Here is a 26,663-nt window from a genome sequence, read left to right as displayed (position 1 = left end):
TTTTCAGCGGCCCCAGTGCGGCGGGACGTCCCGCATGAGGCGTTCGTCGTTCGAATCGTCACCGCGGTCGGCCTTCGCGCGCGACGGAATCACGCGCTCTTTCGGTGGCGTGACCTCGATCGGTTTTCCCGTGAGCGAGGAGACGATGGGGCGCCGCGCGGGCTTCTTGTCACTCACCGCGCCTCCCCCTCGCTTTGCTTTGCGAGGTAACGCCGGATCGCTGCTGAAACTGACACATCAAGGAGCACGCTGCGCTCGGTGAAGGCGAGAAAGTCCCGCACCTCCGAGGCGAGCTGCTCCGAAAGCCTGGCCTGACCATCCGAGCAGATATAGGCAACGACCTGATCGAAATCATCCGGCCCGTAGAAGCTCAGCGGGTGACCGGCGGGGATCTTCGGCTTCGGCAGACGGTGGCGGGCAGTTCCACGACCAATCTTGAGGTCCTGCTGCTCGAGATAGTCGTGATAGGCGCGCTCAACACTCTTGATCACGCGCTCGGCTTCACCTTCGGGATCGATGAACAGCGCCCACGACCACACGCGTTCCACGGCCCAGCCCGCGGCCTCGAGGCGCTCGATGCTCAAGCGGTCACGCTCGCGTTGGTCCGTGATCTCACGGTAGCGCGGCCCATCGGTCGCCACGGCTACGAGGTAGCGACCGGGAAGCTCGGGGTGGGCGATCGCGAGTTCCACACGTTCGGTTGAGAGCCCGTAATCGAGTTCGATCGTGTAACCGGCCCGCCACAGGCGATCGGCAAGGTCGGCAACGAGAGCCTCAGAACTATCGGGGATCTCGGGCGCCTCTCGCGAGTCGGAGCCTTCTTCGGGCGCGGCATCGTTTTCAGGCCCCGCCTCCTCGGAAGGCTCCTTGGAAGAATCCTCGGCATCTTCGACGCTCTCGCTGACCTCGGCATTTTCCTGCGCATCGCCTTCGGCCGTGGCGGCGTCGGCGCCCTCCGTCACCTCGGCGGGTTCCGACGCTTCCTCCCGTTCAGCCACATCCGCGCTCTCAAGCACGTTCTGCGAGAAGCCCGCTTCGAGGAATTCGAGCAACAGCCGCAAGTCACGGGCGCCGTCGGTGCGGAGCCTATCGATCTCGAGGTCGCTGCTGCGAACGGCGCTCACGACACTCGTGTGGAAACGCGCGCGAGTGAGGAGCGTGAGGAGGGCACGCCGACCGGCATCGGTCGAAAGCGGGCCGAAGCGGTGCAAGAGGCGATCGTGCGGGGTGAGGCCGAAGCCGAGCGACACGATCACGTCGTCGCGAACAACCGCGGTTGCCGCTTGTGCCGGCACCACCGTGAAGAATTCCTCGCGTTCGGGATTGAAGAAATCGTGGAGGTCGGGAAGTCGGCTCACAGACCGCATGACCGAGTCGTGAACGGCCTTCGCGTGACTCGGCGTCAGGGTGACGACCGCGAGCGAACGCTCGGGGTTGTGCCGCGCGTGGTAGATCACGAGGTCGGTCACACGGCGCAATTCGGCATCGGTTGACTCCACGAACTCGGCACCGTGGTGCACGGGGCCTCGACCGTCGGGAACATAGATGAAGGTGTCCTCATCAATGTGTTCGGGGCTCGGCGGTGCGAGAAGCGCACCCCAACCCGCGTCAAGAGCTTTCGCGCGGTTCTCGACGAAGCGTCGCACACCACCGGTTGCGGGGTGGGTGTCGCGCACGAGCCGCAACACAGGCGCCACCTGGCTCGCCTCATCGAGCAGGCGGGCCATGCCCGAGTGGTGAGCGCGCACGTCGTCGCCATCCACGAAGTCGAAGGGGTCACCAACGATAACGGCCTGACGCGCACGTGAGAGTGCGGGAATCGCCGCGGCCGTGGGAAGGCGAGCGGCATCTGCAAGGATCACAAGATCAAAGTGGCGGCCGGCGGGAATCATTTGCGGCACCATGAACGGCGAGGCGAGCCACAGGGGCCGGGCGCGGAACATGATGTCCTGGTATTTCGCGGCGGTGTCACGCACGCTCATCGTTCCGGGAGTATTGAGTTCAATGATCGCGCTACGGGAAGTCTCGGGGAAACGCTTCATGGTCTCCACGAGCAATTCATCCACGTGCTTACGCACGCGGAAACGGCCAGTCTTGAGATGCCGCTCGTCGAGGCGTCGGTAACGTTCGGCGACCTGGGAGAGCTTCGTTCCGTCGTATTGCGAAAGGGTCGGCTCGGCACGGGCGATGAACTCGAGCACGCTCACCCACCACGCGAGGTTCAATTCGTCAACGGCGAGCTGAGCGGTGATCTCCGGGCCGCGAATGTCGCGAAGGAGGGCGGCAAAGCCCTCAAACTCGAGCTCGCGCATGACCTTCGTGCGACGCGGGAGCACGTCGAGCACTTCGCTTTGCGCATGCAGGCCTTTCATACGCTCGTGAAGTGCGCTGAGCTCGGTGTTGTCGAAGTCCGTTCCCTTCTCGGTCCCGGCGAGGAGAACCTGCAGTTCGTCGAGGCTCTTTTGCGTGCTTCCCACGAGCGCCTCGACCTCACCGAGGGACTTCGGCACGACGGGCGTCAGGCCCGAATCCGTCGCAATGGCTTCCCACTGGCGATGGATGTCCTGCGCAGCCAGGAGATGTGCGCGGAGATTCTCCGTGCTTTCCGACGGTTGCAGCATCGACTTTGCAAGCTTCTTCCAGCGGCGACGCTCTCCAAAGCCCATGACCGCGCCGTGCTCTTCACGGTAGGCCTTGTCGGAGACAGCCGCGAGAAGCCTGTCGATCTTCTCGTTGAAAAGCTCAGGGCGCACGTGAGCGAAGAGGGAGCGCATGGCATCGAGCACACGCACCGTGTGACGCAGCTCCGCAAAGCTTCGGGCTTTTTCGAGGTTGCACGGTGCGCCGAGAGCCTCGGCGTGCTCCATGAGCTGCGGAAGCGAGGCCTCATCGAGCTCGGTCACGAGTTCAAGCGCGCGCTTCGCCTGGTGCTCGCTCGTGATGGATGCCCCGTACCACGGGGTGTCCTCGGGAACCATCGTGAGGGCACCAGAGGCGACAGCCTCGCGCATGAGCTGCTCGTAGCGCGCGCGGTTACGGAGAATCGCTTGGGCGACGTTCGGAGTGAGGCGCACACCGGTGCGCGGGGCCGGGCGGCGCCGCGCAAGATCGGCAAGTTCGTTGATCGCTTCGTGGGCGCTCACGCCCCACGGTTTCTGCACGCGGTGCATGGCTTCTACGTGGCCCGTGAGCACGTCGCGCGCCTCCGCCAAGCCTTCGGGTTCCGCGAGACTCACGGGAGGCACGAACGAACTGGCCTTCGCGAGGGAAAGCAGCATCGAACGGCTCGCCTCCCGCTGCAGATGAGGGTCCGGCACGAGGCTCAGGAGGATATCGTCGAGGCCCGCGTCCTGGACCGCCCGCTGGAGTTCGGCGAGGCGGCTCGAGCTCTGCGATACAAGGAGCACGCGCTTACCTGCCGCAACCTGCTCGGCGGCGAATGCCACAACCGTGCGCGCGAGGGGGCGGCCCGGGGCGCCGTGAACGACGAGTGCGGGACGATCCTGGAGGTTCTCGGCAATGAGGCGTGCGTCCGGGTCGGCGCTTGCGACCTGCTCGGGTACGTCGTGCGACGTGAACGCCTCTGCGTCGAGTTCTTCGCGGGATTCCTCATCGCCCGCGAGCGCCCCAATGATGGGCAAATCCGCGAGGTCGGTCGCGGGGACGTCGAAGTCCTCGAGCATCGGGCCCGAGGCATCCACGAGGTTGCCCACCACGAGCGCGTGGGAAACGCGGAATCCGGGAAGCGGCTCGCCGAGCGAGCGGAAGGCGTCGAGAACAGGCTGGGGGTCGAAGCCATGGTGGGAGTCGGTGAGTTCAAGCAGAGCACGCGCGTCGATGAGCACTCCTTCGTCGCGAAGGGCTCTGAGCACAACCGGGTTGAGGTCAACTGCGGCGTCGAGATCGATGTCGATGTCCTCGCGTGCACCACCGCGCACATGGAGGTTGAGGGGGCGCAGGAGGAGCGGGGCGTGTACGGGCTCTCCCGAAAGATCGGTCCACGTGGCCTCGCCGATCGCCAGGTGACACGTCGTGAGGCCGCGGTTCTCGGCGTGCGCAAGAGCGCTTTCGCGAATCTCGAAAGCGGCTTCGCGGGCGCGTTCAAGGGAAGCCTCTTCGCGCACAAGCGAAGAAAGTCTCGTGGATCCACGACTCGCAAACAGGTGCGCGAGTCCCTGCGGGTGCGAGTTCGTAAGATCGAGAAAAACACCGGAGCGCATGTCCGTAAGGAAGTCGTGTTCACCGGCGAGAGAAGCGAGTGCGGTGCGCCAGGTTGCGAGCGACTCTTCGATGCGCTCTTCGCGGGTGGCTTCGGTCACGAGCACGCGCGAAAGGGCACCCTGAAGATCAGTTTCGTCGGGGTCACTCTCGAAGTCCGCGGGCGTGAAGACGTGCGCACCCGTGTCGTCGATACTGCTTTCGGCGTACTCATGAGGGGTGCTCTTCGAGGCGCGCGGGTCGCGAATCTCGAGCGTGGGCTCCTCAATGGCGCTCGAGCCGCCTTCGGCGGGCACTTTCTCCGTGCCCTCCGTGGATTCGCCCCTCTCGGGGGTCGCAGAGTTTCCCACCCACGCGTGACTTTCGCGCGCGCGCAAAGTCAGCGCGTCATCCTCGGCCTTCTTACTGCCCTGAGATTTCGCGCGTTTTGAACGTCCAAACCAACTCACCTTCCCACGGTATCCGAGGTGACGCGCTGAGGCGCTGAGGCGGGCATGTGGCACGCCGCTCCTTACCGCATTTTTACCCTCGCGCACTCTTTCTGACGACGTTCACGAACTCTCCAGGTTTCTTCCCTAGCGTTTTCGTCGTAGCTTCCACAAGGGAGGCTCACGCAGTTGAGACTCTAGGAAAGGACTTGACATGGGATTCGATGACGCACTGAACAAGGCCAAGGGCGCGTTCGAACAGAACGAAGACAAGGTCAAGGATTTCGCCAAGGAGCACGACGCTCAGGTTGACGGCGCGATCGACAAGGCAAGCGAGAAGGCTCAGGACGTCGCTCCCGACCAGCTCGGCGACAAGATCGCTGGCGGTGCCGAGAAGGGCAAGGACGCTTTCGACAAGTTCCACGGCTGATCACCATTGACTCGTCGCTAGCGCCACGGCGTTAGCACCGAAGAGGCGCTCCCCGTTTCGGGAGCGCCTCTTCTCGCATTCCATAGAGGTTGTGGGGGTTTGGTCCGCCGAGATTTAGGGGGACCACCCCCGGAACCCCGTGGATTGCATAGGGCTTATGGGGGTTTGGGAGGCGCCTCACGAAACCGGACGGCCCCACCGCCTCGTAACGCCCGACGGCACCAGCCCGAACCTCACGGGTTTAGCGCACCATTACCCCCACAACCCCTATGCAATCCAGTTAAGAGCGAGTTAGTCGTCATCGTTCTTTCGCAGAAGCCAAATAGCCACGGCGATCGCGAGCAGCGCCACCACAATCACCGGGATCCACAGCGCCCAGTTGAACGACTTCTGCTCATCAACGACTTTGTCGGGTGACTCGACAGACGTCGGGGTCGCCTCGGCCCGTTCGTCGTCCTTCTTATCGCCCTGATCGGCAGCATCGCCGCTCTTGCCGGAGTCACCGGAAGCCGAGCCACCGTCGGCCCCTTCGCCGGCGCTCTCTTCCGTGGCGGAGCTTCCCGCTTCCTCGGTGGGGTTGGTCGGGTCCTCCGTGACCGCATAGGTCAGCGTGCCCGAAATCGGGTGGCCGTCGGAACTCACGACGCGCCATTCGAGGGTCATGTCGCCGGGAGCCGGGAGCTGGTCGAGCTCGACACGAACCTCGTGACCATCAACCTGGGGTTCCCCCTCAAACAGAACCCTTCCGGCAGAATCCTTTGCGCGCACCTCGTTGCCAAGTTTGAGCGGCTCCGCAGAAAACTCGAGCGTGATGGTGCGAGCCTCTCCCTGAAGGATCTCGGCGCCATCCGCGGGCGTCGACCCCACGAGTCGGTCGTGCGCGAGAGCGGGCGCCGCGAGAATCATCATCGCGGCAAGGGCCGCACACACGAGGGTAAAAAAGCGAGAGGCAGGGCGTGATAGCGCGTGCATGAAAGTCCTTTCACAAACACCGGCACTCAGCGGCGCGAGCGGGCCTGCTCGAGCTGCTCGGGTGAATCAATATCGCTGAGCGAGCGGGCCACTAGCGCCGGCGCTAGTCCGCTCGCGCCTGCAAGCGTACCAACGTCAAGCCACTCCGCCTGGACAGGCTCGGGCGTGAGCTCGCCGAGAGCGCGATAGAGGGACTTCGCGCTTGCCCCAACGAGAGATCCGCCGCCCCCCTCCCCTGCAAGGTGCGAAAGGGCGCGCGCAAGCACCGCGCGCGGCCACGCGGCGCACAGGAATTGCCGACGCCCGCCCGCATCCACGGCCCCCGCAACTTTTCTGGGTGCTTCCGCGCACGCATGCACGAGAGCGCCGAGCACTCGCGGCTCGAGCCAAGGCATGTCGCCGCCAAGCACAAGTACCACCTCGTCAGTGCTCCCGAGCCGCTCCAACTCGGCCAGTCCACGCGCGAGCCCCGCAACCGGGCCGGAAAAGGGCGGCTCCTCCCGCACGCACACCGCACCGATACCCTGCACGTCCGCGCCCCGCTCCCCCACGAGAACGAGAGGCGCCCCTTCGCCGAGCGCGGAACGCGCCGCCGACAGCACGCTCGCGCGCATTGACCGCTCCTCGACCTCGAGAGTGGGTTTATCGACGCCGCCCATGCGCGAGCCACGGCCGCCGGCAAGCACAATCGCCGCACCTTTAACCTCGAAAGCTTCCATGCCTCCATCCTCCCACCCGCGCCGCCTCGCGTGACATCCGCTTCCGCACACCGCGTGGAACTTTGAGGCTGCGGCGATCGCCGCTAGAGTGGAAGGGCTCGAAAGCGTGAAGCATGCGACTTTCGATTGCCCTCGTAGCTCAGGGGATAGAGCACCGCTCTCCTAAAGCGGGTGTCGGACGTTCGAATCGTCTCGGGGGCACAACAAAACCCCAGGTCAAAGCACCTGGGGTTCAATTCTTTAAGGTAGAGGAACCTAAATTGCCCTCATTTTGCCCTCACTAGCTTTTGATCGAAGGGCACCCATGCGGTTACTGACATCGTCCAAGTCAGAGTCGAACAAGTCCGAATAGACATCAAGGGTCACACTTGCTTTCTCATGCCCCAGCATCCGCTGGACGCCTAACGGTGTTGCCCCTGCACTAATCGCCATCGAAGCAGCGGTGTGGCGAAGCTCGTGAGGCGTAAGGCCCTCTACACCCGCAATTTTCGCAGCTAGGTCGAACCAGTCCCGGCGAACATTCCGTGACCTCAGCACCCCACCTAGCGGGGACGTGAAGAGAGGGGCCTCCAAGGAACGCCCGGACACGAGAGCACGAATCTCATCATCAAGAAAAGCCGGGTAAGGCACTGAGCGGCGTTGATGATCCTTAGGGGACGAATAAACTAAAGCCCCATTGACCTCAGTAACAGAGCGCTCGACCCTGAAACGCCGCCGCATGAGGTCAACGTTTGCAACCTGAAGCCCGGCTAACTCTCCAAAACGAAGGCCGGTGTAGGCAAGGACGTAGACCAGCAACGAGTGTTCATCCGCCGCTTCAGCGAGGGACTCGACTTGACAGGCGTCAAGGTATCGACGCGCTTTCACCTTTGGACGTGGAAGTTCCAAGTCACTGGCCGGGTTAACCGCAATGCGCCGCGACTTCACTGCAACGCGAAGAATACTTCGCAGCACACCCGCTACCTTATGCACCGTTGTGGGGGCGAGAGTCAAGCTCAACTCGTTCACCCAGGCTTGAACCGTCTCGTAGGCAACTCGGTCAACGCGAACACTCCCCCACCGCGGAATTATGTACGTGCCGACAATTGACCTATTACGGGCACGAGTAGACTCGGTCCAACTAGGCGTTTGGAGCCAAACGTCTGCAATGCTGGAGATAGTAACGCGCCCGCGCGAGGGGTCGACGAACGCCCCGGTTACGTCAGACGCGGTCATTTCTCGCACCCATCGCGTCGCGTCGATCTCACGCCTAAAGTGCTTCTCGTACTGTTTCCCGTCGCGCCGGTACCGGGCGCGCCATCGCCCACTTTTCATCCTTTTCACGGAGGGCACGACTAGCCGCCCTTCTTAGGTTCAAGGAACCCCTTTTCGCGCGCCATCCTGACCCAGCGGGTGGCGGTAGTTCTGGGCAAATCGAACGTTTCGGTGACCATTTTTACCGGCCGGGCCCCCATCGCCTCGGCATGGCGGTATATGGCCGCTACTTCACGCAGTGTTGAGTCTACGGGGCCATTTTGACGCATCATCTCAGCCCACCGCGCCTTACCACCATCCACTTCAGGATCCGCAAACTTCAAGTAATGATGCATCACCCCCACGTGCGCGAAGTGATGGACCTCGCCGAAACGAATCGACCGAACGAGTCCCGCCGTGAGTCGCTCCTCTACCGCCCCCTCAGAGGGCTCGACCTTAAGAGAGTTCACAACTGAAGGCCAGCGCGCCGCATCATCCGCCCATGAAGGTGCCAGCATCTCCAGCCCAACTTCAAAGCAAAGAGCTTCAGGTCCCGGGCGCATACGCAATCTGACCAGCGCAGAAAGCGGTGTGTCGTACTCAAAAGGGTCGTACGTAAGAATCTCGCCGGGGAGTACATACGGGGAGGGGTTGCCCTCGGCATCATTTCTGCCGTGTTGTGGCTGAGCAGTTTGCATAACCGCAAAGCTACCAGAGCGGAACACGAAAGTACATAGTGGTTCAGTCATTGACAAGTTTCGACCACTATGCCAAAGTTCTTAGTGGACACATCCTGACAAAAAGTGTCCACCACTTGAAAGGACCGCCATGAGCACCACTCCAGCACCAGAACTCATGTTCGTCTCGGAAACCGCAAAGTACATCCGACGAACAGAGAGAGGCCTACGGCAAATGATCTACGAAGGCAAAGCACCAAAACACGGCAAAGTCGCCGGTCGAATCATGTTCCGCAAAAGCGACGTGGACGCCTGGATCAACGAACAGTTCGAGAGCAGTGAGACCGCGGCATGAGAACCACACAGAAAAAAGCCCCCGTCGCTGGAATGCTTGGCGGCTATAGCGACAGGGGCCCCATGCCCACCCACGAAGGCGAACACACCACCAGTTTCGCACAGCGAGCAACTCGACGCGCGACCGTCACCACCACTCACCCCTGCAACCCCTACCGTCGGAGGTGAGCCCATGACAGTCGCTCTCATGCCCACCGTCATGAACCCTCGTGACGTCGACTACCTCGAACGGCAAATAGGTGGCGGACTCATCCTCGCGAACCGCGAACAGCGCCGCCCCGTCCTTGCCCTACTCAAGCCCGAAGACTTCACGACACCCGCGTCACGCGCCCTCGTAGGTGCCCTCCTTTACGCCGAAGAACACGAGCTAGACGCGAACCAGGTCACCATTCCCGATATCGCGACGAAGGCAGGCTATATCCGCGCGAAAGACCGCGGGCGCATGGGGGTGTTCGTCTCGGACCTCGTGACACCCGAATCGACACTAGGCCCCGTGGCGCTGACGTACGCCTACAGCCTTGTTGAAGCGTCATCACGAAGGAAAGCCCGCGAGCACCTGGAGCGCCTCTCCCAGGCCGCTGAAACAGTGCCCAGCGACGAATGGGAGAACGCCCTACAGGCCACCCGTGACGCGCTCTCAGACCTCACAGAACGCCTAGAAAGAGCAGCCACAGTATGAAAGCAGCTGAGTGGGAGAAGCAGTCACGCGAGGAAGCCCCGCCTACGGCCCAGGAAGGCCCCGCCGGGCAGTTCCAGCCCGTCGACTGGGAGAAGCTCCTCAACGGCCCAATAAAGCCCCCTGAGTGGCTTCTTTGGCCGCTCGTGGAACGCGGTCAACTCGCTTCGCTCTACAGCGCCCCCAAACAAGGAAAGTCACTCCTAGCCCTAGAGATGGCAGCGGCCGCCGCCGCGGGCAACCCCTATTTTGGCCGCCGCGCTAACGACCCCGTAGACGTGCTCTACCTCGACCAGGAGAACACCGAAACGGACTTACGCGAACGCCTCACCGATATGGGCTACAGCCCGCGAGACCTCCAACGCCTGACCTACCTCTCATTCCCACCAGTGCCCCCGCTAGACACCCAGAACGGTGGCAAGCAAGTCGCAGAACTCGCAGCGCGCTTCATGCCCGATCTGATGGTGTTCGACACCCTCAGCAAGTTCATTGAAGGAGACGAGAACGAGGCAGCCACCTGGGGCCGGTTCTACCGCTACACAGCCTTACCGCTGAGACGAAACGGCATAGCGGCCCTATGGATAGACCACACCGGCAAGGACGCAGCGAAAGGGGCCCGCGGCTCCATCGCGAAGGCCGCAGACGTCGACACCGCCTTCAGCCTCACCTACGAGCCACGGAAAGGAACAAGAACACTAAAGCGCGAACACTCCAGGAACGGCCACGCCCCCGAACAAGTCGTGCTCACCGTCAACATGGACCCGCTACGCCACGCCGCCATAACCGCAACGGAAAGCACACAACACGCCGCCATTGAACGGCTTATAGCCGAACTCGACCGGCTAGGACTCCCGAACGATACCGGGGGACGTAAAGCACGAACAGCGTTCACAGAAGCGGGCGTCAAGTACTCGACCGAGTACCTACAAGTCGCCATAAGAGAGCGAAAAAAACGGCTCGAAGAGGGTGGCCGTGACACCCCAAAAACAGATACCCCACGGCCACACCTTTCGGCCACCCCCTGCACGTAGCCGAACACCCCGGCCACCCACAACAAAACAGCAGCTCAAAGCGTGGCCGAACCTATCCGGCCACACCCGGCCACCCCTCGCGCGGTGGAAGGTGGCCGATGGGTGTGCCCCCCTATAAGGGGGCACCACCCGGCCACACCCCCAAAAACCGCAACAAAAACAAGGAGAAAGAACCATGAACACCACCCCCTTCACCCTCACGTTGACAGACGGAATCCCCGCAACCCCCCTGACCGACCTGGAGGCCCCCGGGATCAACCCACCCGAACAGTTCCAAGCAACCCTCGACCCCGAACACGGCCCCATGTTCTTCGTCGGTCATACAGAACTCACCACCACAGGCGCACGGGCTCTTCGCGACGCTCTGAACGCCGTCCTTCACCACCTCGACACAAAGGGGGAACAATGACCAAGAAGCCCCGCTGCAAGGCCCACAACCGCGACGGCAAGGCATGCAACAACTACCCACTACAGGGCTCGACAGTTTGCCGAATGCACGGAGGCAAAAGCCCCCAGGCCCTTCGAGGTGCCCGCCGCCGAATCACCGAACAGCGCGTGCAATACCTCGCGGAAAACCTCACGGTCGAACGCCGCGAACCAGTAAGCGCGCAATGGGTGTATGAGGAACTACTCGAAACAGCGCGACTAACAATCGCGTGGCGGGACATCCTCGCTGAACAAGTCCAACAGCTCCAGTCCCTCACACACCCCACGCTCACAGGCCTGGAACAAATCGACGCCACCGTCCAATTGTTTGAACGGGCAATGGAACGGTGCTCACGAGCGTTCGAACAACTCGCGCGCTTAGACATAGACAAACGGCTAAACGTCCTAAGCGAGGAAACAGCCAGAAGAGTAGTCGACATCCTCGAACGTGTCCGCGACAGTGCTGACCTCACACCCGAACAGCGCGAACTGTACAACGAGACCGTACGAAAAGAACTCATGCAATGGGGCGAAGAGGAACGAAAAGCCGCCGCCGAATAACCCTATGCATAACGCTCACCTTCCCTCACCCCATGCACTCGAACCACAAGGAGACACCATGAACACCACAGCCGAACAAGAATCCCTGACATATTTCGCCCGCTTTATGCGCCTTTACCCCATCATTGCGCCAATCACGCGCGAAGTCGCCGCCGAACTCGAAGCTGAAGGACTCGACCCCACGAGCCCCGAACTCGAACGCCGCGTAAAGGAACGCCTCAACCTCCAGGAACTGAAGGCACTCATTGACTAGCCGTGACCCCGAACGGAAAACGTCACGGAGGGCCGCCTACCCAAAACAGGCACCAGAAAAATAACGAAGGAGAACACCATGAAACACGACCCCGTGCTTAGCGCTCAACTCGCTGAAGGGGCAACACCGGAAAGCGTAGAACGAGCGAAACGCCCCTGGCTCGACCACCCAGACGGGACCGCCTTCGACGCCCGCGTTAGGGCCGTCGCTCACGAAGTAGCCGTACACGGCCCTGGCCTGGAAAGTGTCCCGGCAACAGAAACAAAGATCGTCACTCAGCTTCGAGAGACGTGGAACGCCGCCCAGGACCTCGGAGGATCATTCCCCCTCGACGTCACCCGTGAAGCTCTCGACGCCTTCGAGAAGGACGCACAGCAGCGAAAGCAAAACCGCGCGGTACGTGAGCGCCACGCGGCTACGGAAACAGCATCCCGCGGGCACAGGCCCACGACCTCCAGGAAGTCCACCTCGAAACGAGGGCCGCGCCGCGTCATGCTCGAAGAAAGCAGCGGCCGAATCATCACCACCAAGAACGGAGACACGAAGTGATTAAGGTTCAGAAGGCAGAAACTGAACTCGACCGTGCACGAGAGGCCGTCACCTCATGGGAGAAAGCTCTCGAAGCAGCAAAGACGGCACAGGCGAAAGCAGAGACCGCGGCCCCGCCTGAGGTAGACCAAATCGACGCTTACGGCACAGCCCTCGCTGAAGCAAGCGCGAAAACCCGCGCCGCTGAGAACGGCTTGAAGCAGGCTAAGGCCCACGTGATCGACGCATTGAAAGGCGTGGTGGAGGCGCACTTAGTGGAGGATAAGCGGACTCTCGTGGAGGTACGCAAGAAGAAAAATACGCACGAGAAGGCCGTCCAAAAGCTCCTGAAGCAACTCACGGACTTGGACGCCGCGGAGTATCGCCCCTACTACCCGGACATTAGCCCGGGAAGCAGCGTCACATCGTACGTAAATAGCAGGCTCGACATGATGGAGCGCGATATTTCGTACAGGGAAAAGCGAATCGAACAGTTGGAAATGTTCCTCGACGGACGCAAAAACAGAGAGAGTGGCCTCAATGACCAGCCCCAGTATCTAAAGGACTGGGTGTACGCCGTATACGAGGCTGAGCAATCCTGATACCCTAGGGGTAGGGATTCTTCCTGACTCCTTTCTTGCTTTGGCCGCTCACCTTTCGCGAGGTGGGCGGCCTTTTGGCGTCCTCGTGCCCCGCGCCCCTAGTACTCCCGCGCCCCCTAAATCCCACAGGGCAACTGATGAGGCCCTAAGTACGTCAAAGGCCTGCCACCAGTAGCGGGCCTTTCTGCAAGAAACGCCCACAACCGCACGTAGATCACGAGGTGACCGACATCCGCCCCTTCGAACCTTCATGCCCTCAAATTACCCTCAAAAGCAACTAGAAGTCAGTAGCACCAGCAGACACAAAGATACCCCGCTCAACGCTCTGACCTGCATCAATAGAGTTCAAGTTACAAATAGAGAACTCTACTGAAGACCCTAGGACGCTCTCCTAAAGCGGGTGTCGGACGTTCGAATCGTCTCGGGGGCACAACGAAAACCCAGGTCAGAAGGCCTGGGCTTCGTCGTACGAACCTTCCGGTACGCACCGGGTACGCAGGAGCTTCGACCGCCATGCGGCCGCCGCGTCAGCGCAGTGGCACCGGCATTCCCGTGCGCACCGACTCCTGCGCAGCGTTCACGATCCGCACTGTGCGCGCGCCAACGGCGCCCGACGGCTCTTGCCCCTCGCCGCTGCGCACGGCCTCAAGGAAGGCGTCGAGAAGGCGCGCATCAAGGTTGAGGCCGAAGGGGTGCCACTGCCCGGGACCTTCGACGCGTTGCGAGAACGCATCGATGTCGAGCTGGCCGCCCGTGCCGGCCACGTGCAGTTTCAGGCCTCCCCACGTGGGGGCTTCGGCGGGCTGCGACCACGAGCAGTCGATCGTCGCGATGAGCCCGTTCGCGTAGCGAAGCGTCACAAGCCCGCCCGTTTCCGCGTCGCCCTCACCGGTGTGGCCGTACAGCACTCCGTTCGCGACCGCGTGCACGGATTCGGGTTCGCCGAAGAGCGAATCGAGAATTTCGGCGAGGTGCACGACGTGGTCGACGAGCGCCCCGCCACCGGCAGCTTCCGGGTCGGTGAACCAATCGCGGCCTGCGGGAAGCTTGCCGTTGTTGGCACCCGCGAGCGCGATGATCTCGCCGAGGCTGCCGTTGTCAACGGCTTGGCGCAGCGCGGCAACCTGGGGCGAAAAATGCACGGGGAAGGCCGTCATGAGCACAACGCCGGCTTCCGTGCACGCCGTCACCATCGCTTCGGCGTCCTCGACGGTTGTCGCGAGCGGCTTCTCGCACAGGACGTGGATGCCACGACGCGCGGCCTCGAGCACGAGAGCTTTGTGGCCGGCGTTGTCGCTACAGACGACGACGGCGTCGGGGGCTTCACCGTCGAATGCCGTCCATGCCTCGTCGATCGTCGCGACGGTGCGCTCGGCGGGGACATCGCCGAAGCCGTCCGGATCCGCGAGGACCACCTCGATGTCGGCGCGACTTTCCAGCAGGCGCACGTAGGAGGCAGCGTGGACGTGGGCGGCGCTCAGCACGGCCACGCGCAGGGCGCGGCCCGCAAGGGTGGGGTCGGTCGCGTTCACAGCACGATCCTTTCGCCGGTGCGGATGGATTCGCGGGCCGCCTCGGCAACGGCGATGGCGCAGGCGGCGTCGGAACCGTTCACGCGAGGGGCGGGCCCGGGGTTTCCGACGCTCGCCTGCTTCACGCAGTTCCAGAAATCCTCGATCTCGGCCCCGTAGGGATCGCGCATCCCGGCGACGCTCGGCAGGTAGCTCTTGCTTTCGCTCGACGAGGCAACCGCATCGAATTCGATCCCGGTGTTTATTGCGGAGTCGTACGTGAGCTTGCCGCTGCTTCCCGCGACGTCGAAGGAGTAGTGGAAGACGGTGCCTTTCGCACCCCACAGGCCGCGGCAGAACGTGAGTGCGCCGTGTGCGTGGGTGAGAATCACGTGAGCGGCGCGCACGCTCTTGTCGCCGCTCGAGATGTTCTGTGTGGCAAAGACGCTTCTCACCTCGCCCGCGAGCCACAGTGCCTGGTCGATGTCGTGGATCATTTGGTCCATGATGATGCCGCCGCTGACGGACTCGTCTGCGAACCAGGGCTGCACGGGCATCGAACCGGAGCGCTCGAAGCGCAGAACAGCAAGATCGCCGAGTCGGCCGGAATCAACAGCACGGCGAAGCACCTCGTATTGAGGGAAGAACCGCACAACGTGCGCGGGGAAAAGAATCAAACCAGCCTCGCGAGCGTGTTCCGCCATGCGCGTCGCCTCGCTCGAGGTGAGCGCGAGCGGCTTCTCGCACAGCACGTGCGTGCCGTGATCGAGCGCGGCGTGCACGTACTCGGGATGCGAAGGGGTTGGGGTGCACACGTCAATGACGTCGGCCGCCCCGAGGAGGCTGTCGAACGAGTCGTGGATCGTGACGGGCGCGAACTGGGCGGCGAAATCTTCCGCTCCCTGACTGCTGAACACGTGGATGTCGGCACCGAGGGCCCGCCAGCCGCGGGCGTGGGAACGGGAGATTCCTCCGGTTCCCACGATGCCCACGCGCGGGTTCGGCTCTGAATGGAAAGTCATTCATTCATTCTTTCAAGTGACACTGAACCGAAGGTTTTAGCGGAAGCTCGAAAGTGCGAAGCCTTCGATGACCTTCTTTTGCATGATGGCGAACGCGAGGAACACCGGGGCCATGGCCATGAGGCTCGCCGCCATAATCATCGGGTAGTCGGGCCCCACCAGGTGGTCGCCCTGGAGCATCGCGAGGCCCACCGCCACCGGGTACTTCTCGGTCGAGTTGATAACGACGAGCGGCCACAGGAGACTGTTCCAGGCCGACAGGAGCGTGATCACGCCGAAGGAGAACAGCGCCGGTCGCGCGAGCGGAAGCATGATCTTCCAGAACATTTGCCACGGGTTGCAGCCATCGAGCTTCGCGGCGTCCACGAGTTCCTCGGGGATGCGGCGGAAGTACTGCATCATGAAGAACACGCCGAAGGCACTCACGAGGCCCGGGGCGAGGATCGCGAAGAAGTTGTCGAGAAGCCCCGCCGCGTCAACCATCTGGTACTGCGGGATGAGGAAGATTTGCCCGGGAACCATGAGCACCGTGAGCAGGAGGAAGAAGATGACATTGCGGCCGCGAAAGCGCATGCGCGCAAATGCGTATCCGGCGAGTGAACATGTCACGAGTTCCGCGAGGACCCTCAGGATCGCGTAACTGACGGTGACGGTCATCTGCTCGGTAAACGGGACAAACTCGAAGACACGCGCGAAGTTCTCCCACCGGAGTTTCTCGGGCCAGAGGTTCATCGGAATCTCGACGACCTCGGCTCGGGTGCTGAGCGCGAGTTTGATCTGCCACAGGAACGGGAACAGCATCGTGAGGGCGCCGATCGCGAGGATCAGGTGCGCGTCCCACGTGTGCCCGTGCAGGCCTTTGCTGCGCTTTTGCTTCTTCTTTTTCTTCGCCTTGGTGTCGTCGAAGGGAAAATCGGGGGCGAGGGAATCAGTCATAGTTCACCCACTTCTTCTGGACCCGGAACTGGACGATCGTGAGAATGCCGACGATCACGAGGATGAGAAGGGCGATCGCGGAGGCGTAGCCCTTGTCGTCGCCCGGGAAGGCCGCGCGGTAGAACAGGTACACGAGCGAGAGCGTCTTCTTCGTGACGGGGTTGGCGTCGCCAAGAACCGCGAAAATGAGATCGAAAAGCTGGAAGCCACCGATGATGCTCGTGACCGTGAGGAAGAAAATGCTCGGAGTCAGTAGTGGGATCGTGATCGAGAAGAACTGGCGCCACGTTCCCGCGCCATCGAGCTGCGCAGCCTCGTACACTTCGGGCGGAATCGTTTTCAGACCCGCACCGAGCACGATGATCTTAAAACCGATGCTCATCCACAGGCCCACGATCGCGACGACAATGAGGGCCACCCATTCGGTCGTGATCCACCGTGGGCCTTCGATACCGAAGAATCGCAAAACCACGTTGACGATGCCGGCTTCGCTGTGGAAGATCATGCGCCACACCATCGAGATCGCCGTGGGCATCGCGATGTACGGCAGGAAGAACAGGGCGCGGTAGATGCCGGCGCCCTTGAGCCCCGGGCGCTCAAGCAGCGCCGCGAAAAGCACGGAGATCGGGATCGCGAGCAAAATGATGACCGTGTAGATCACCGTGTTGAGGAATGCGCGCGGGAGCTGTGGATCCTCGGCAAGGCGCTTGAAGTTGTCGAGCCCCACGAAGTGCGCGGGCTCGAACGTTGACCACGACGTGAGTGACATGCCGAAGCTCATGATCATCGGCACGAAGTACATGAGGCCAATGCCGATCACGGTCGGGGCGATGAAGAGCCACGGCCAGATGCCGTCGCTCATGCTTCCGCGGCGCTTCTTCTTCCGCGGGGGCCGCTGGCTCGCCTCGTGAATTTCTTCAGAGGCGGCGCCAGCGGCAGCGTTCGAAGCGTCGATCGAGCTCACTCGCTCTCCTTTGCGAGAACCTCGTTCATGGCCTTGGCGAGCTCGGTGCAGCCTTCCTCGGCAGTGAGTTCACCGGTGAAGACCTTCGTGAGGTATTCGCCTTCGAGCTCCTGCCAGTCGGGGCAGTTCTTCGAGATCGGGAACGCCACGCCGTTGTTCTCGGCCTGGTCGATGAACACCTGGAGGTTGAGCTCCGGGTGGGCGCTGACGTAACCATCCTGAGTGCCGTTGAGGGCCGGGTTCGCGGCACCGGATTCGGCGCTGATCTTTGCGGCCTCTTCACCGGCGAGGAAGGCGACGAGGGCCTGAGCGGCAGGCATATTCTTGGTGAAGGCAGAGATGCAGTTACCGATGCCGTGCACGGCGGTCTTAGGAATGTCGCCGCCGGGCAGCGTCGCGACGGTCACGTCATCCTTGGTCGATGCCTTGAGCATCGCCGGCACGCGCCAATTGCCCGACCACTGCATCGCACACTTGCCACTCTCGAACATGGCGTAGGCGGAGTTCTCGGCGAGATAGTCAAGGTCGGGGGACGCGCCGATCTCGATCAGATCGCGCCAGAACTTCACGCCCTCAATGGTCTTGGGATCGTCATAGCCGGACTTCTTCTTATCCTCCGAAATCACGTAGCCACCCGTGATAGCGATCGAGTGGTAGTAGGACGCCGTGCGCGAGAACACCTCGGCGCAGCCCCAGACATCGTCGGGAAGCTTCTCGCCGAGTTCGACGGCTTTTTCCTTGTAGGTGTCGAGCGTCCAGGTCTCGTCGGGGTAGGCGACACCGGCCTGGTCGAAGAGCTTCTTGTTGTACCAAATGGCGACGGTGTCGAAGTCTTTCGGCGCAGCGAACGGCTCACCGTCGACGCTGTACATGTCAGCGAGCGCCTCAGGATAATTCTTCGGATCGAACAGGCCGGCATCCTGGAGGCCCTTGAGCGAGGCGAGCTGGCCGTTCTCGGCGTAGGAGCGGAAGTTCGGGCCGGTCATCCAGAACACGTCGGGAAGAGCTTTCGAGGACACCTGCGTGCGCAGCTTCCCGAAGTACTCCTTCCACGGGGTCATCTGGAGGCTGACCTTGACGTTCGGGTACTTCTCATTGAACGCCTTGATCATCTCTTCCAGCATGTCCTGCTGGTTGACGTCCCAAAAGGCGTAGGAAATGCTGCCTTCGACCTTTTCGGGGTCGTCGCCGATTTCGTTCTTCGTACCCTCACTCGAAGTGTTTCCGGTTCCGGCACCGCCGCATCCAGCTGCGGCGGCCGCGAAGGCAGCGCCGCTTGCGGCGAGAAGAGACCGACGAGCAATGGTGGATGTCGTCATGATGTGCTCCTTGGGTCGTGGGAGAAAAGAGGGATCAACAGTCAACTGGCATGTGTGCGGGTTGAGTGGATAGTGGTGTCGGTCGGAAGGTCGGGGGCGGTCAGGGTCAGGGGCGCGGGCAGCTGCCAGTGGGCGAGTGCGGGTGCACTCGGGTTCGTGAACGCGGTGTAAAGGGCTCCGACGGCTGTTGAATAACGGCCGTGCGCTGAGCGCTTGATCCGCGGCAAGAAGGGCACCGTGAGGCGTTCCTTCAGGTTGGTCGCGAGAAAATCCGCGAGGGGCGCGGAGGTCTCGCTCAGAGCGCCCGCGAGAACGAGCACCTCTGGATCGAGGATCGCGACGAGACGCGACAGGGGGTCGGCGAGGGCCTCGAGATACTCGTGCACGCTCGCGAGGGATTCGGCGTCGCCCGCGTGGGCGCGCTCGGCAGTCTCAAGAGGACTCCTGCCCTCCGGCCATTTCCAGTCACCGCATACAGACCCAGGAGTCCACTGGGTGCCCACCGCCGTCGTCATTTCGCCAGCAACACCATTGGCACCTTCGAAAAGCTCGCCGTTGAGGGTCACAGCGGTCGACACACGGCGACCGAGCCATACCGTCACCTGAGACGAATCCACCGTGCCGGCACCGAGACGCGCTTCCCCGAGCGCGGCCGCCTTGACGTCGTTACTCACAAAAAGCGGCACGTTTATGAGGGATTCAATTTCACGGTGAAAATCCCAATCATTAAGGTAGGGCAGCACACGCGAAAGCTTCACCTTTTGGGACTTGACGATGCCGGGAACCGCGAGCCCAACACCCGCTATCGAGGCGCCCTCGCTCACGATCCGAACCACGTCATCGAGGTCACGGAGGAAGGTGTCGCGCGAAGGCTCGCGCACGCGATCCGCTTCGTAGCGTGCCAGGATGCGACCGGCGCGGTCAGTAGCAATCGCACGAATCGCATGCGCGCCAATGTCCACGCCAATCATTCGGTCGCGCGGCACGAACGTGTATGTTCGCCCAGGTCGCCCCGCTTTTCCGGTCGGGCGCAAGTCCGAAGTGACAACGTGGGCTGTCTCGAGTGAGCGCAGAGCAGCATCGATCGTGGGCCGCGAAAGATCGGTGCGGCTCGCGATCGCGCTCGCCGTAAGCGAGCGGTGATCGCGAAGCAATATAAGGCACTGCTCTTCGGGAGAAACGAGGAGCGCGGGGGTGCGCTGGTCAGCCGGCACCGCACGCGCTGCGGATGCCGCACTTCGCGCTCGCGCCATGGTTACCCTCCTCGAATTCGCACCTGCCGCGTTCGCACCAGGAGTTTTTAAAGACGATTTAAATAAACCAATGGCGTGACTTTTCCTCAAGGCAGGAAACGAAATGTCAGCACCTGTTCACCCATAATTCAGACGCACGTCCCCGCATGACAACCTGTGGCCGGAACCGGCGGCTCACGTCCCTCGAGCAGCAAGAAGCCCCGAGCGCATCCGCTCGGGGCTTCCTTAGGCGTTGACGCGCATGCTACAGAAGAGAATTCCCCTTCTCGATGTAGCTCGCCATTTCCTCTTCGGGCACCATGTTGCCGCCTGTGATCCACGACAGGTGCGTGGCGTTCGCGAGCTTTTCCTCGTCGACACCAATCCGCTCACGGTACTCGGCATTCGCCAACACGTGCGTGGGGCCAAGGAGGCTCGTCGCGCTCGACGGCTCCATCTTCAGCCCTTCGGCGCTGTCTGCCTCAGCGACGAGACGGTACATCTCGTCATCATCGACCGTATAGAAGCCGTCGATAAGCCGCCCCATCGCCTGCCCCACAAAACCAGAAGGGCGGCCGCACGCGAGGCCATCAGCCGCTGTGACGTTGTCAATCCCGAAGTCCTGCACGGCGAGCGCCTCGTGCGCACCCGTGTGCACACCCAGCAGCATTGACGGGCAGTGCGTGGGCTCGGTGAAGATACAGCGCACAGCATCTCCGAACTCGACCTTGAGGCCAAAAGCGACACCACCGGGGCCGCCGCCCACCCCACAGGGGAGGTACACGAACAGCGGATGGTCAGCGTCGACTTGCACCTCCATCGCCTGTAGCTGCCCCGCGAGCCGATGACCCGACACCGCGTAGCCGAGGAACAAGCTCTTGGAATTCTCATCGTCAACGAAGTAAATCGTTTCGTCACTTTCCGCCTGCTTGCGACCTGCCGCCACAGCAATCGAATAATCCGATTCGTACTCCACGACCTCAACGCCGTGCGAGCGAAGGCGGTCCTTCTTCCACTGGCGAGCGTCGGAAGACATGTGCACACTTGCTTTGAAACCAAGTTTCGCGCTCATGATCCCGATCGACAGGCCGAGGTTGCCGGTAGAACCAACCGCCACGCGGTAGCGGCCGAACACCTCGCGTGCCTCATCAGAATCAAGCACGCTGTAGTCGCTGTCGAGCGTGATGAGCTCATGTTTGAGGGCGATCTCTTCGGCGTGCTTGAGCACCTCGTAGATGCCGCCACGCGCCTTGATCGAGCCAGAAATCGGGAGGTGCGAATCGAGCTTCGCCCACATAGAACCGGGCATCTGCACGCCCTTGCGCTCACCGATCACGGAGGCAAGGTTCGGGACCGCGGCAATCGGGGATTCGATAATGCCCGCCGACACCGAAGTTTCGGGAAACACCGAGCGGATGTAGGGCGCGAAGCGCTTGAGCCGGGCTGAGGCATCGCGGATATCCGCCTCGGTCAGGCCCACGTCGGCGATCCCCTCCTCCGCGGTCCCTGCGATTTCCGGATTGAACCACGAAAGCTCGCGCATCGCGGCCAACTCGCTAATGAGCGGGAACTCGTCGATCCAGGCAGCGCGTGTGCGCCCGGCAATCGTGTCAGTCATATCAGTCATGTCAGTCATATCTGTCTCCTTGAACAGTTCGGTCTTATGGACAGTTGTCTCGCGAGGATTAGAAGGGAATGCTGAGGGCCAGAACCGCCCCTAGAGCGACGACCGAGCTGATCGTCGTCCCGAGCGTGAGGGTCTTGAAAGCATCAGCGACGCTGATCTGCATGTACTCCTTGTACATCCAGAACAGTGAATCGGTGACCTGGGTGAGGCCAATCGCGCCGGCGCCGATCGCGAGCGCAAGAATTTCCGGGGAAAGATCGGGGTTCGCGGCAAGCATAGGGAGCACAATGCCTGCGGCACTGATCATGGCGACGGTTGCCGAGCCCACGGCGAAGTGCAGCAAGAGGGCAACGAGCCACGCGACGATCACGGGGCTCACCGGTAGCTGCCCGAGCGAATCCGCGAGAGCTTCCGCGATACCCGAAGCTTCAAGTACCGCGTTAAAGCCGCCTCCCGCACCGATGATAAGGAGTACGCCACCGATCGGACCGAATGCCGAATCGGTGATCTCCGAGATACTCGTGAGCTTCATGCCGCGGCTGAGGCCAAGGGAAACATACGAGAAGAGAACCGAGATGAGAAGCGCGGTGATGGGGTTCCCCACGAAGGAGACCACTCCCCCGAGCGTCGAAGAATCGTCGATGAAGATCAGCAGCACCGTGCGGCCCACCATGATGATGAGCAGAAGAAGAATCGTGAGGAGCGTGATCCAGAACCCCGGGAGCGAATGCTCCGCTTCTGCGTCGGTAAGTCGCGATTCGACAACCGCCGCATCGGCCGACGAGACACCAGTAGCGTTACCGGGAATGGTGGGCTCACCGGGGCCACTTGCAACGGTCGCACGAACGTCGAGAGCGGGAAGCACGAACCGCGCGAAGATCGGGCCCGCAACGAGCGCCGAGGCAGTCGCCACCACGAGGCCGAGCATAATGACCATACCCACGTCTGCCCCGAGAGTACCCGCGATTGCCGTTGCCGCCGGGTGAGGCGGAAGAATACAGTGCACCGTCATAAGTGAGATCGCGAGGGGAACACCCACGATGACGCGCGAGATTCCCGCTTTCTTCGCCACCACGAATACGAGCGGCACGAGCAGCACGAAGCCCACTTCGACGAACACCGGAATGCCAGCGAGAAGCCCCAGAACCGCCATGGCAAGCGGTGCTCGCTTCTCACCGAAAGCCTGCACAAGCGACGTCGCGAGGCGCTCTGCGCCTCCGGTCACTTCGAGCATCTTGCCGAGCACCGCACCAAAACCGATGATGAGTACAAGGAAGCCAAGCGTGCCTCCCACACCGCCCTCGATCACATCGGCAATGTCGGAAAGCTTCACGCCAGTCACGAGCGCCACCGCGAGAGCCGCGATCACAAGCGCAAGCGAACCGTGCATCTTAAATTTGACGATAAGAACAACGATCAGAGCAATCGCCGCAAGCAACACGGCAACGAGTGCACCTGTAGACATCACACGCCTCCATTGGCGGTATCGGGGCAACTGGCCGGCACCCTCACCGCTGGGAGCGGTTCCGGTGCTTCTACCGTATCGTTCGTCACATGGACGAGCGCTGCCCCTAAGTCCTTATAAACCCCAGGTCAGGGGCTATGTGCGCGAGAGTACAGGCCCAGAGGCGAGCATTTTTACCAGCGCTCGGGGTATCCGATATGCGCGGGCGCTACCACCTGTTGCCGGGCAGAAGCTCGCCGCGCCGCGACAATCGACATGCCCGTGACGGCCACGATGATGAGTCCAAGCCCAGTGAGTGCGCACATAACAGCCGGCACGAAAACGTCGTGCGCGGCCGCATCGAGCACGCGCTGCACCAGCGGCCCACCAACGGTAGACCCGGTGAGAGATTCGGGCGCCCAAAGACTGTTGCTGTAGAGAACGGCTATCCACGTGAGCGCCGAGAGAACTACCGCGATACCAAGAAGCACGAGTGTGCGCAGCCGCACGTTCGAGATAGCCAGGGCGCCTAGACCAGCAGCGACTCCCACAACCGTTAAGAGCGTGGCGTTCACTGCGCAGGCCTCCAGGACCTCGAACCAACCGGAATCGAATGTTCCCAGGGTCACGACCGTTGGCCCTACATCGGGGAGATCGAACGGGAGAATAGACTGCACGGGGGCAAGGAGGGCATCCCACACGGGAGTGAGGTCGGCGTGCACCGTCACGGTCGTGGCGCCGCTCGTGAGCTGATCGTGCATGTCCCCCATCGTTCCGGTCCACATGTGCCCGTAGGCTTCAGTCTCTGTCACGACCCCGATTTGACTCAGAATCGTGTCCTGAACCGTAGAGCGCAGGCCCGCGGGAATGGGAAGCCCTGCACCAACCTGGTTCATCGCCTCGTTCGCGAGGTCCTTTTGCAGATCGAGGTCATGCGCGAGGGGGCTCGTGAGCGATAAGAAGCCGTCCCTATCGACAATGCGGTCGCGTACCCACGCCGCGGGAACGCTCACGGTCGTGGCCACAAACGAAATAAGCACGAGGAGCACGGCCCCGATTTCACGCACGATAGTCATAGCCTCACCCTACCGAAACGCGGTCGGCGGTTAAATAAGGAAGCCACCTCGGAATGAACCGAGATGGCCGCCTCGAAAGAATGAGGGTCAGTCAACGATGCGGTGGTACGACCAGTTAGCCTTCCACATCTTGCGGAGGCTTGTGTCTTTACGCGAGTTTCCCGCGTCGAGAATCATGCCGTTACCGGCGTAGATGCCCACGTGGCCGGGGTAATACACGAGATCGCCTGGGCGGGCCTGCGACTTCGAGATGCGCTTACCCATGCGAGCCTGAGCGCCCGCGCTGTGCGGAAGGTTGATGCCGTGCTGGCGGTACACCCATGAAGTGAAGCCCGAGCAGTCCCAGCCGGAGCGCGAGCTGCCGCCAAACACGTAGCGAACGCCAATGCCACTCTTCGCGGTGGCGAAGATCGAGCTGCCTGCGACCGCGGGGCTTGCAGCCTCTTCGGTCTCCTCATCGTGCGTCTCGCCCTCGTCCTGGGCGCGCGAATCTTGCTCGTCTTGATTACGATCATCGCGGTTCGAACGCTCGTTGTTCCGGTTCGAGCGCTCCTCATCGCGGTTCGAGCGCCCCTCATCGCGGTTCGAGCGCTCCTCATCGCGGTTCGAGCGCTCATCTTCACGGTTGCGCGAGTCTTCGTCGCGAGTGTTCTCCTCCGCGTCCGCGTCGTGGCTGTCTGCTTCTTCGACCGCAACAACGGGCGCCTTGGGCTTGAGAGTCGCAGCTTCGGCAGAGAATACACCAAAGGCGGCATCATCGTGCTTCTGCGCGGCCGGGATGGTCACGGCGGGGGCGGTGACGGGCGCGATAATGTTCGCCGACTCCGCAGCCGCATCGGCCTGGGTAGTGCCGTCGGCGAGAGCGCCGGTGGTGCCGGTGAGAACGAAGGTCGCAGCGAAAGCAACGCCAGCGGTGCCACGGGTTGCGCGGGCCACGGGCGTGACGGGGCGCATCTGGCGGCGATGGGTCTTCGCGGAACGATTCGACACTTGGGGACCTTCCATGTTCTCGGCCTTGCGGCTCCTGCCTAAGCTTTCGGGCTTCCCGGAGCAGGAGTGAAAATCCGGGAGCGGGGGCGCGGGTCATCCGCAACCGAGTAAAACTCTACGGAATGAAAAGCCTCCGCCAGAGAGATCTGACGGAGGCTGTGACAAGTCTTTGACTACCCTTTACCTAGACCGGGTGAGGTCACACTAAATCGACCCCAATGTGTCCCGCATCAGAAGGCGTGAGCGAGATCGACTCCCCCGCGACCGCTTCGAGAACGATCGCGTCCGCGTCGGCATAAACACGCACGTCAGCGCCGGGAACTATCCCATGGTTCTCCAAATCCGCCAAGAACGTCACGTCCGATTGAATGACCTCACCGATCGAGGCGACTCTTACGCGGCGCTCTCCCCCGCTCAGGTCACAGTCCACAAGCCTTTGACCCGCACTTTGCCGAACATTCGAGCCATTGACGCCCTCGGCCACCCCGGGGTGGATGTCTTCGAGCCCGCAGCCCAATTCGGCGAGGCCCGGGATCGGGTTGCCGTACGGATCACGGTACGGGGGCTTCAAAAGAGAGGCGATCTTCCGCTCCACGTCGAGGCTCATGACGTGTTCCCATCGGCACGCCTCCTCGTGCACCTTCGAATACTCGAGCCCAATGACGTCGATCAAATGGCGCTCGGCAAGTCGATGCTTACGCATGACCCCCGTAGCGATTCGTTCACCTTCGAGGCTGAGGTGGATCACGCGCGCATCGTCAAGAAAGAGCAGCCCATCGCGTTCCATCCGCGCGACCGTTTGCGAAACAGTGGGGCCCGATTGGTGAAGGCGCTCCGCGATCCGTGCCCGCATCGGTGTAATCCCGAGTTCGAGGAGTTCAAACACCGTTTTGAGGTACATCTCCGTCGTGTCGATCAGGTCAGTCACGGTGCTCCTTCGAGTGGGTACAGGGGGCGCGCGGGTGTGGGTGGCGCTGCTCGATTCTATAAGTCCCTCTCCGACGTTTGCCTCGCAAGCGTCGGACTCACCTTCGTGTAAGCGCTCTCCCCCTGCCAAAAAGCCGAGCGAAGCGCGGTGCGAGCTCAAACATCCTTAGTGATGATCCTCGAGATCAGCGTCAGGGCTCCCGCGGTGAGAGCAAAGAACGATCCGGTTGCCGCGATGGCACCAACAACCATTCCGCCTTTGGACGCGCGCCGAACGGCAAGCACGAGAGCCCATGCCGCAAGCACGAGCCCCAGAAGCGACAGCGCGACGCCAATGCTGATGAGGGCCATGCCCTTGAGAATTCCAAAGGCGCCACCGATGATTGCGAAGATGATCGCGACGATTCCAAAGACGAGCGTCCGGGTCGTGGCGCGAGGGGATGCGGGCTCGGGCACGGTCGTGGCACTACCCCCTCTCGCTTCTAAGGGCGACTCGTGTTGTGTGCT

The 26,663-nt window shown here is 62.1% G+C and carries 27 protein-coding genes and 1 tRNA gene; 10 read left to right on the top strand and 18 right to left on the bottom strand.

The features are described 5' to 3' along the window. Window positions 1-3: 3 nt before the first annotated feature. Together DAD186_RS10940 and DAD186_RS02215 are read right to left on the bottom strand one after the other, a co-directional pair. Window positions 4-177 carry a hypothetical protein gene (locus tag DAD186_RS10940; RefSeq protein ID WP_167550755.1) on the bottom strand — a complete coding sequence of 58 codons (174 nt, stop codon included), beginning with the start codon at window positions 175-177 and terminating at the stop codon, window positions 4-6. Further along, window positions 174-4,667: a DUF4011 domain-containing protein gene (locus tag DAD186_RS02215; RefSeq protein ID WP_157457072.1), complete on the bottom strand. Its 4,494-nt coding sequence runs from the start codon at window positions 4,665-4,667 to the stop codon at window positions 174-176. The genes DAD186_RS10940 and DAD186_RS02215 overlap by 4 nt, the downstream gene beginning before the upstream one ends. A gap of 193 nt (window positions 4,668-4,860) precedes the next feature. On the opposite strand from DAD186_RS02215, the gene DAD186_RS02210 reads away from it, so the two are divergent. Further along, on the top strand, window positions 4,861-5,076 hold the full coding sequence (locus tag DAD186_RS02210) for an Rv0909 family putative TA system antitoxin (RefSeq protein ID WP_065247331.1): 216 nt from the start codon (window positions 4,861-4,863) through the stop codon (window positions 5,074-5,076). Window positions 5,077-5,367: 291 nt separating this feature from the next. On the opposite strand, the gene DAD186_RS02205 is transcribed toward DAD186_RS02210, so the two are convergent. Both DAD186_RS02205 and mobA read right to left on the bottom strand, forming a co-directional pair. After that, window positions 5,368-6,048: a copper resistance CopC family protein gene (locus DAD186_RS02205; RefSeq protein WP_065247330.1), complete on the bottom strand. Its 681-nt coding sequence runs from the start codon at window positions 6,046-6,048 to the stop codon at window positions 5,368-5,370. A gap of 26 nt (window positions 6,049-6,074) precedes the next feature. After that, window positions 6,075-6,767, bottom strand: a complete 693-nt coding sequence (gene mobA / locus DAD186_RS02200; protein ID WP_065247329.1) for a molybdenum cofactor guanylyltransferase — start codon at window positions 6,765-6,767, stop codon at window positions 6,075-6,077. Window positions 6,768-6,895: 128 nt separating this feature from the next. Here mobA and DAD186_RS02195 point away from each other — a divergent pair. Next, window positions 6,896-6,968, top strand: a tRNA-Arg gene (locus DAD186_RS02195). 54 nt (window positions 6,969-7,022) lie between these two features. Here DAD186_RS02195 and DAD186_RS11280 read toward each other — a convergent pair. Beyond that, window positions 7,023-7,982, bottom strand: coding sequence for a tyrosine-type recombinase/integrase (locus DAD186_RS11280; RefSeq protein WP_418235827.1), 960 nt, complete (start codon window positions 7,980-7,982; stop codon window positions 7,023-7,025). 119 nt (window positions 7,983-8,101) lie between these two features. Continuing rightward, window positions 8,102-8,749 carry a hypothetical protein gene (locus tag DAD186_RS02185; protein WP_065247328.1) on the bottom strand — a complete coding sequence of 216 codons (648 nt, stop codon included), beginning with the start codon at window positions 8,747-8,749 and terminating at the stop codon, window positions 8,102-8,104. Between the two features lie 79 nt (window positions 8,750-8,828). Between DAD186_RS02185 and DAD186_RS02180 the strand changes: the two genes are divergently transcribed. From DAD186_RS02180 to DAD186_RS02145, 8 genes are all read left to right on the top strand, one after another. After that, entirely contained in the window at window positions 8,829-9,032 is a 204-nt protein-coding gene (locus tag DAD186_RS02180; RefSeq protein WP_065247327.1) for a helix-turn-helix transcriptional regulator, read from the top strand. Window positions 9,033-9,203: 171 nt separating this feature from the next. Further along, window positions 9,204-9,710, top strand: coding sequence for a hypothetical protein (locus DAD186_RS02175; protein ID WP_065247326.1), 507 nt, complete (start codon window positions 9,204-9,206; stop codon window positions 9,708-9,710). After that, the gene (locus tag DAD186_RS02170) at window positions 9,707-10,738 is read left to right on the top strand and encodes an AAA family ATPase (RefSeq protein ID WP_065247325.1); all 1,032 of its coding nucleotides are present in this window, start codon (window positions 9,707-9,709) and stop codon (window positions 10,736-10,738) included. Before DAD186_RS02175 ends, DAD186_RS02170 begins: the two co-directional genes overlap by 4 nt. A 175-nt stretch (window positions 10,739-10,913) precedes the next feature. Continuing rightward, window positions 10,914-11,147 carry a hypothetical protein gene (locus tag DAD186_RS02165; protein WP_065247324.1) on the top strand — a complete coding sequence of 78 codons (234 nt, stop codon included), beginning with the start codon at window positions 10,914-10,916 and terminating at the stop codon, window positions 11,145-11,147. Beyond that, the gene (locus tag DAD186_RS02160; protein WP_065247323.1) at window positions 11,144-11,725 is read left to right on the top strand and encodes an HGGxSTG domain-containing protein; all 582 of its coding nucleotides are present in this window, start codon (window positions 11,144-11,146) and stop codon (window positions 11,723-11,725) included. The genes DAD186_RS02165 and DAD186_RS02160 overlap by 4 nt, the downstream gene beginning before the upstream one ends. Before the next feature lie 58 nt (window positions 11,726-11,783). Continuing rightward, window positions 11,784-11,978 (top strand): hypothetical protein, encoded by a 195-nt coding sequence (locus DAD186_RS02155; RefSeq protein ID WP_065247322.1) that lies wholly within the window; start codon window positions 11,784-11,786, stop codon window positions 11,976-11,978. A 78-nt stretch (window positions 11,979-12,056) separates the two neighbouring features. Beyond that, on the top strand, window positions 12,057-12,527 hold the full coding sequence (locus DAD186_RS02150) for a hypothetical protein (protein WP_065247321.1): 471 nt from the start codon (window positions 12,057-12,059) through the stop codon (window positions 12,525-12,527). Next, window positions 12,524-13,108 carry a hypothetical protein gene (locus DAD186_RS02145; protein WP_065247320.1) on the top strand — a complete coding sequence of 195 codons (585 nt, stop codon included), beginning with the start codon at window positions 12,524-12,526 and terminating at the stop codon, window positions 13,106-13,108. Before DAD186_RS02150 ends, DAD186_RS02145 begins: the two co-directional genes overlap by 4 nt. Before the next feature lie 527 nt (window positions 13,109-13,635). Here DAD186_RS02145 and DAD186_RS02140 read toward each other — a convergent pair. The 12 genes from DAD186_RS02140 to DAD186_RS02085 form a co-directional block, all read right to left on the bottom strand. Further along, window positions 13,636-14,640, bottom strand: a complete 1,005-nt coding sequence (locus DAD186_RS02140; RefSeq protein ID WP_082991039.1) for a Gfo/Idh/MocA family protein — start codon at window positions 14,638-14,640, stop codon at window positions 13,636-13,638. Continuing rightward, window positions 14,637-15,641, bottom strand: a complete 1,005-nt coding sequence (locus DAD186_RS02135; RefSeq protein WP_065247319.1) for a Gfo/Idh/MocA family protein — start codon at window positions 15,639-15,641, stop codon at window positions 14,637-14,639. The genes DAD186_RS02140 and DAD186_RS02135 overlap by 4 nt, the downstream gene beginning before the upstream one ends. Before the next feature lie 36 nt (window positions 15,642-15,677). After that, a complete protein-coding gene (locus DAD186_RS02130) occupies window positions 15,678-16,577 on the bottom strand; it encodes a carbohydrate ABC transporter permease (RefSeq protein ID WP_065247318.1) in 900 nt (299 codons plus the stop codon). Next, the gene (locus tag DAD186_RS02125) at window positions 16,570-17,541 is read right to left on the bottom strand and encodes a carbohydrate ABC transporter permease (RefSeq protein WP_208854268.1); all 972 of its coding nucleotides are present in this window, start codon (window positions 17,539-17,541) and stop codon (window positions 16,570-16,572) included. Before DAD186_RS02125 ends, DAD186_RS02130 begins: the two co-directional genes overlap by 8 nt. Then, complete coding sequence (locus tag DAD186_RS02120; RefSeq protein WP_065247317.1) at window positions 17,538-18,860, bottom strand: ABC transporter substrate-binding protein; 1,323 nt, start codon at window positions 18,858-18,860, stop codon at window positions 17,538-17,540. The genes DAD186_RS02125 and DAD186_RS02120 overlap by 4 nt, the downstream gene beginning before the upstream one ends. 41 nt (window positions 18,861-18,901) lie before the next feature. After that, a complete protein-coding gene (locus DAD186_RS02115) occupies window positions 18,902-20,113 on the bottom strand; it encodes an ROK family transcriptional regulator (protein ID WP_065247316.1) in 1,212 nt (403 codons plus the stop codon). A gap of 244 nt (window positions 20,114-20,357) precedes the next feature. Continuing rightward, entirely contained in the window at window positions 20,358-21,728 is a 1,371-nt protein-coding gene (locus tag DAD186_RS02110; RefSeq protein ID WP_236886273.1) for a D-serine ammonia-lyase, read from the bottom strand. A gap of 49 nt (window positions 21,729-21,777) precedes the next feature. Next, entirely contained in the window at window positions 21,778-23,184 is a 1,407-nt protein-coding gene (locus DAD186_RS02105; RefSeq protein ID WP_065247315.1) for a GntT/GntP/DsdX family permease, read from the bottom strand. Between the two features lie 173 nt (window positions 23,185-23,357). Then, entirely contained in the window at window positions 23,358-24,239 is an 882-nt protein-coding gene (locus DAD186_RS02100) for a hypothetical protein (RefSeq protein ID WP_065247314.1), read from the bottom strand. 87 nt (window positions 24,240-24,326) lie between these two features. After that, complete coding sequence (locus tag DAD186_RS02095) at window positions 24,327-25,244, bottom strand: C40 family peptidase (RefSeq protein ID WP_236886272.1); 918 nt, start codon at window positions 25,242-25,244, stop codon at window positions 24,327-24,329. 184 nt (window positions 25,245-25,428) lie between these two features. Beyond that, window positions 25,429-26,157, bottom strand: a complete 729-nt coding sequence (locus tag DAD186_RS02090; RefSeq protein ID WP_065247312.1) for a metal-dependent transcriptional regulator — start codon at window positions 26,155-26,157, stop codon at window positions 25,429-25,431. Between the two features lie 155 nt (window positions 26,158-26,312). Further along, entirely contained in the window at window positions 26,313-26,612 is a 300-nt protein-coding gene (locus DAD186_RS02085) for a hypothetical protein (RefSeq protein WP_157457071.1), read from the bottom strand. Window positions 26,613-26,663 lie beyond the last annotated feature (51 nt).

It is taken from the genome of Dermabacter vaginalis (genome assembly GCF_001678905.1).
Classification (GTDB): domain Bacteria; phylum Actinomycetota; class Actinomycetes; order Actinomycetales; family Dermabacteraceae; genus Dermabacter; species Dermabacter vaginalis.
Note: the sequence above shows the minus strand (reverse complement) of the source record. Positions and strands in the feature narration are given on the sequence as shown.

Excerpts from the sequence above, each read along its gene's own strand:
- DAD186_RS02210 (WP_065247331.1), top strand. The coding sequence starts at position 4,861 with ATGGGATTCGATGACGCACTGAACAAGGCCAAGGGCGCGTTCGAACAG.
- DAD186_RS02205 (WP_065247330.1), bottom strand. The coding sequence starts at position 6,048 with ATGCACGCGCTATCACGCCCTGCCTCTCGCTTTTTTACCCTCGTGTGT.
- mobA (WP_065247329.1), bottom strand. The coding sequence starts at position 6,767 with ATGGAAGCTTTCGAGGTTAAAGGTGCGGCGATTGTGCTTGCCGGCGGC.
- DAD186_RS11280 (WP_418235827.1), bottom strand. The coding sequence starts at position 7,982 with ATGACCGCGTCTGACGTAACCGGGGCGTTCGTCGACCCCTCGCGCGGG.
- DAD186_RS02185 (WP_065247328.1), bottom strand. The coding sequence starts at position 8,749 with ATGACTGAACCACTATGTACTTTCGTGTTCCGCTCTGGTAGCTTTGCG.
- DAD186_RS02180 (WP_065247327.1), top strand. The coding sequence starts at position 8,829 with ATGAGCACCACTCCAGCACCAGAACTCATGTTCGTCTCGGAAACCGCA.
- DAD186_RS02175 (WP_065247326.1), top strand. The coding sequence starts at position 9,204 with ATGACAGTCGCTCTCATGCCCACCGTCATGAACCCTCGTGACGTCGAC.
- DAD186_RS02170 (WP_065247325.1), top strand. The coding sequence starts at position 9,707 with ATGAAAGCAGCTGAGTGGGAGAAGCAGTCACGCGAGGAAGCCCCGCCT.
- DAD186_RS02165 (WP_065247324.1), top strand. The coding sequence starts at position 10,914 with ATGAACACCACCCCCTTCACCCTCACGTTGACAGACGGAATCCCCGCA.
- DAD186_RS02160 (WP_065247323.1), top strand. The coding sequence starts at position 11,144 with ATGACCAAGAAGCCCCGCTGCAAGGCCCACAACCGCGACGGCAAGGCA.
- DAD186_RS02155 (WP_065247322.1), top strand. The coding sequence starts at position 11,784 with ATGAACACCACAGCCGAACAAGAATCCCTGACATATTTCGCCCGCTTT.
- DAD186_RS02150 (WP_065247321.1), top strand. The coding sequence starts at position 12,057 with ATGAAACACGACCCCGTGCTTAGCGCTCAACTCGCTGAAGGGGCAACA.
- DAD186_RS02135 (WP_065247319.1), bottom strand. The coding sequence starts at position 15,641 with ATGACTTTCCATTCAGAGCCGAACCCGCGCGTGGGCATCGTGGGAACC.
- DAD186_RS02130 (WP_065247318.1), bottom strand. The coding sequence starts at position 16,577 with ATGACTGATTCCCTCGCCCCCGATTTTCCCTTCGACGACACCAAGGCG.
- DAD186_RS02120 (WP_065247317.1), bottom strand. The coding sequence starts at position 18,860 with ATGACGACATCCACCATTGCTCGTCGGTCTCTTCTCGCCGCAAGCGGC.
- DAD186_RS02115 (WP_065247316.1), bottom strand. The coding sequence starts at position 20,113 with ATGGCGCGAGCGCGAAGTGCGGCATCCGCAGCGCGTGCGGTGCCGGCT.
- DAD186_RS02110 (WP_236886273.1), bottom strand. The coding sequence starts at position 21,728 with ATGACTGACATGACTGATATGACTGACACGATTGCCGGGCGCACACGC.
- DAD186_RS02105 (WP_065247315.1), bottom strand. The coding sequence starts at position 23,184 with ATGTCTACAGGTGCACTCGTTGCCGTGTTGCTTGCGGCGATTGCTCTG.
- DAD186_RS02100 (WP_065247314.1), bottom strand. The coding sequence starts at position 24,239 with ATGACTATCGTGCGTGAAATCGGGGCCGTGCTCCTCGTGCTTATTTCG.
- DAD186_RS02095 (WP_236886272.1), bottom strand. The coding sequence starts at position 25,244 with ATGGAAGGTCCCCAAGTGTCGAATCGTTCCGCGAAGACCCATCGCCGC.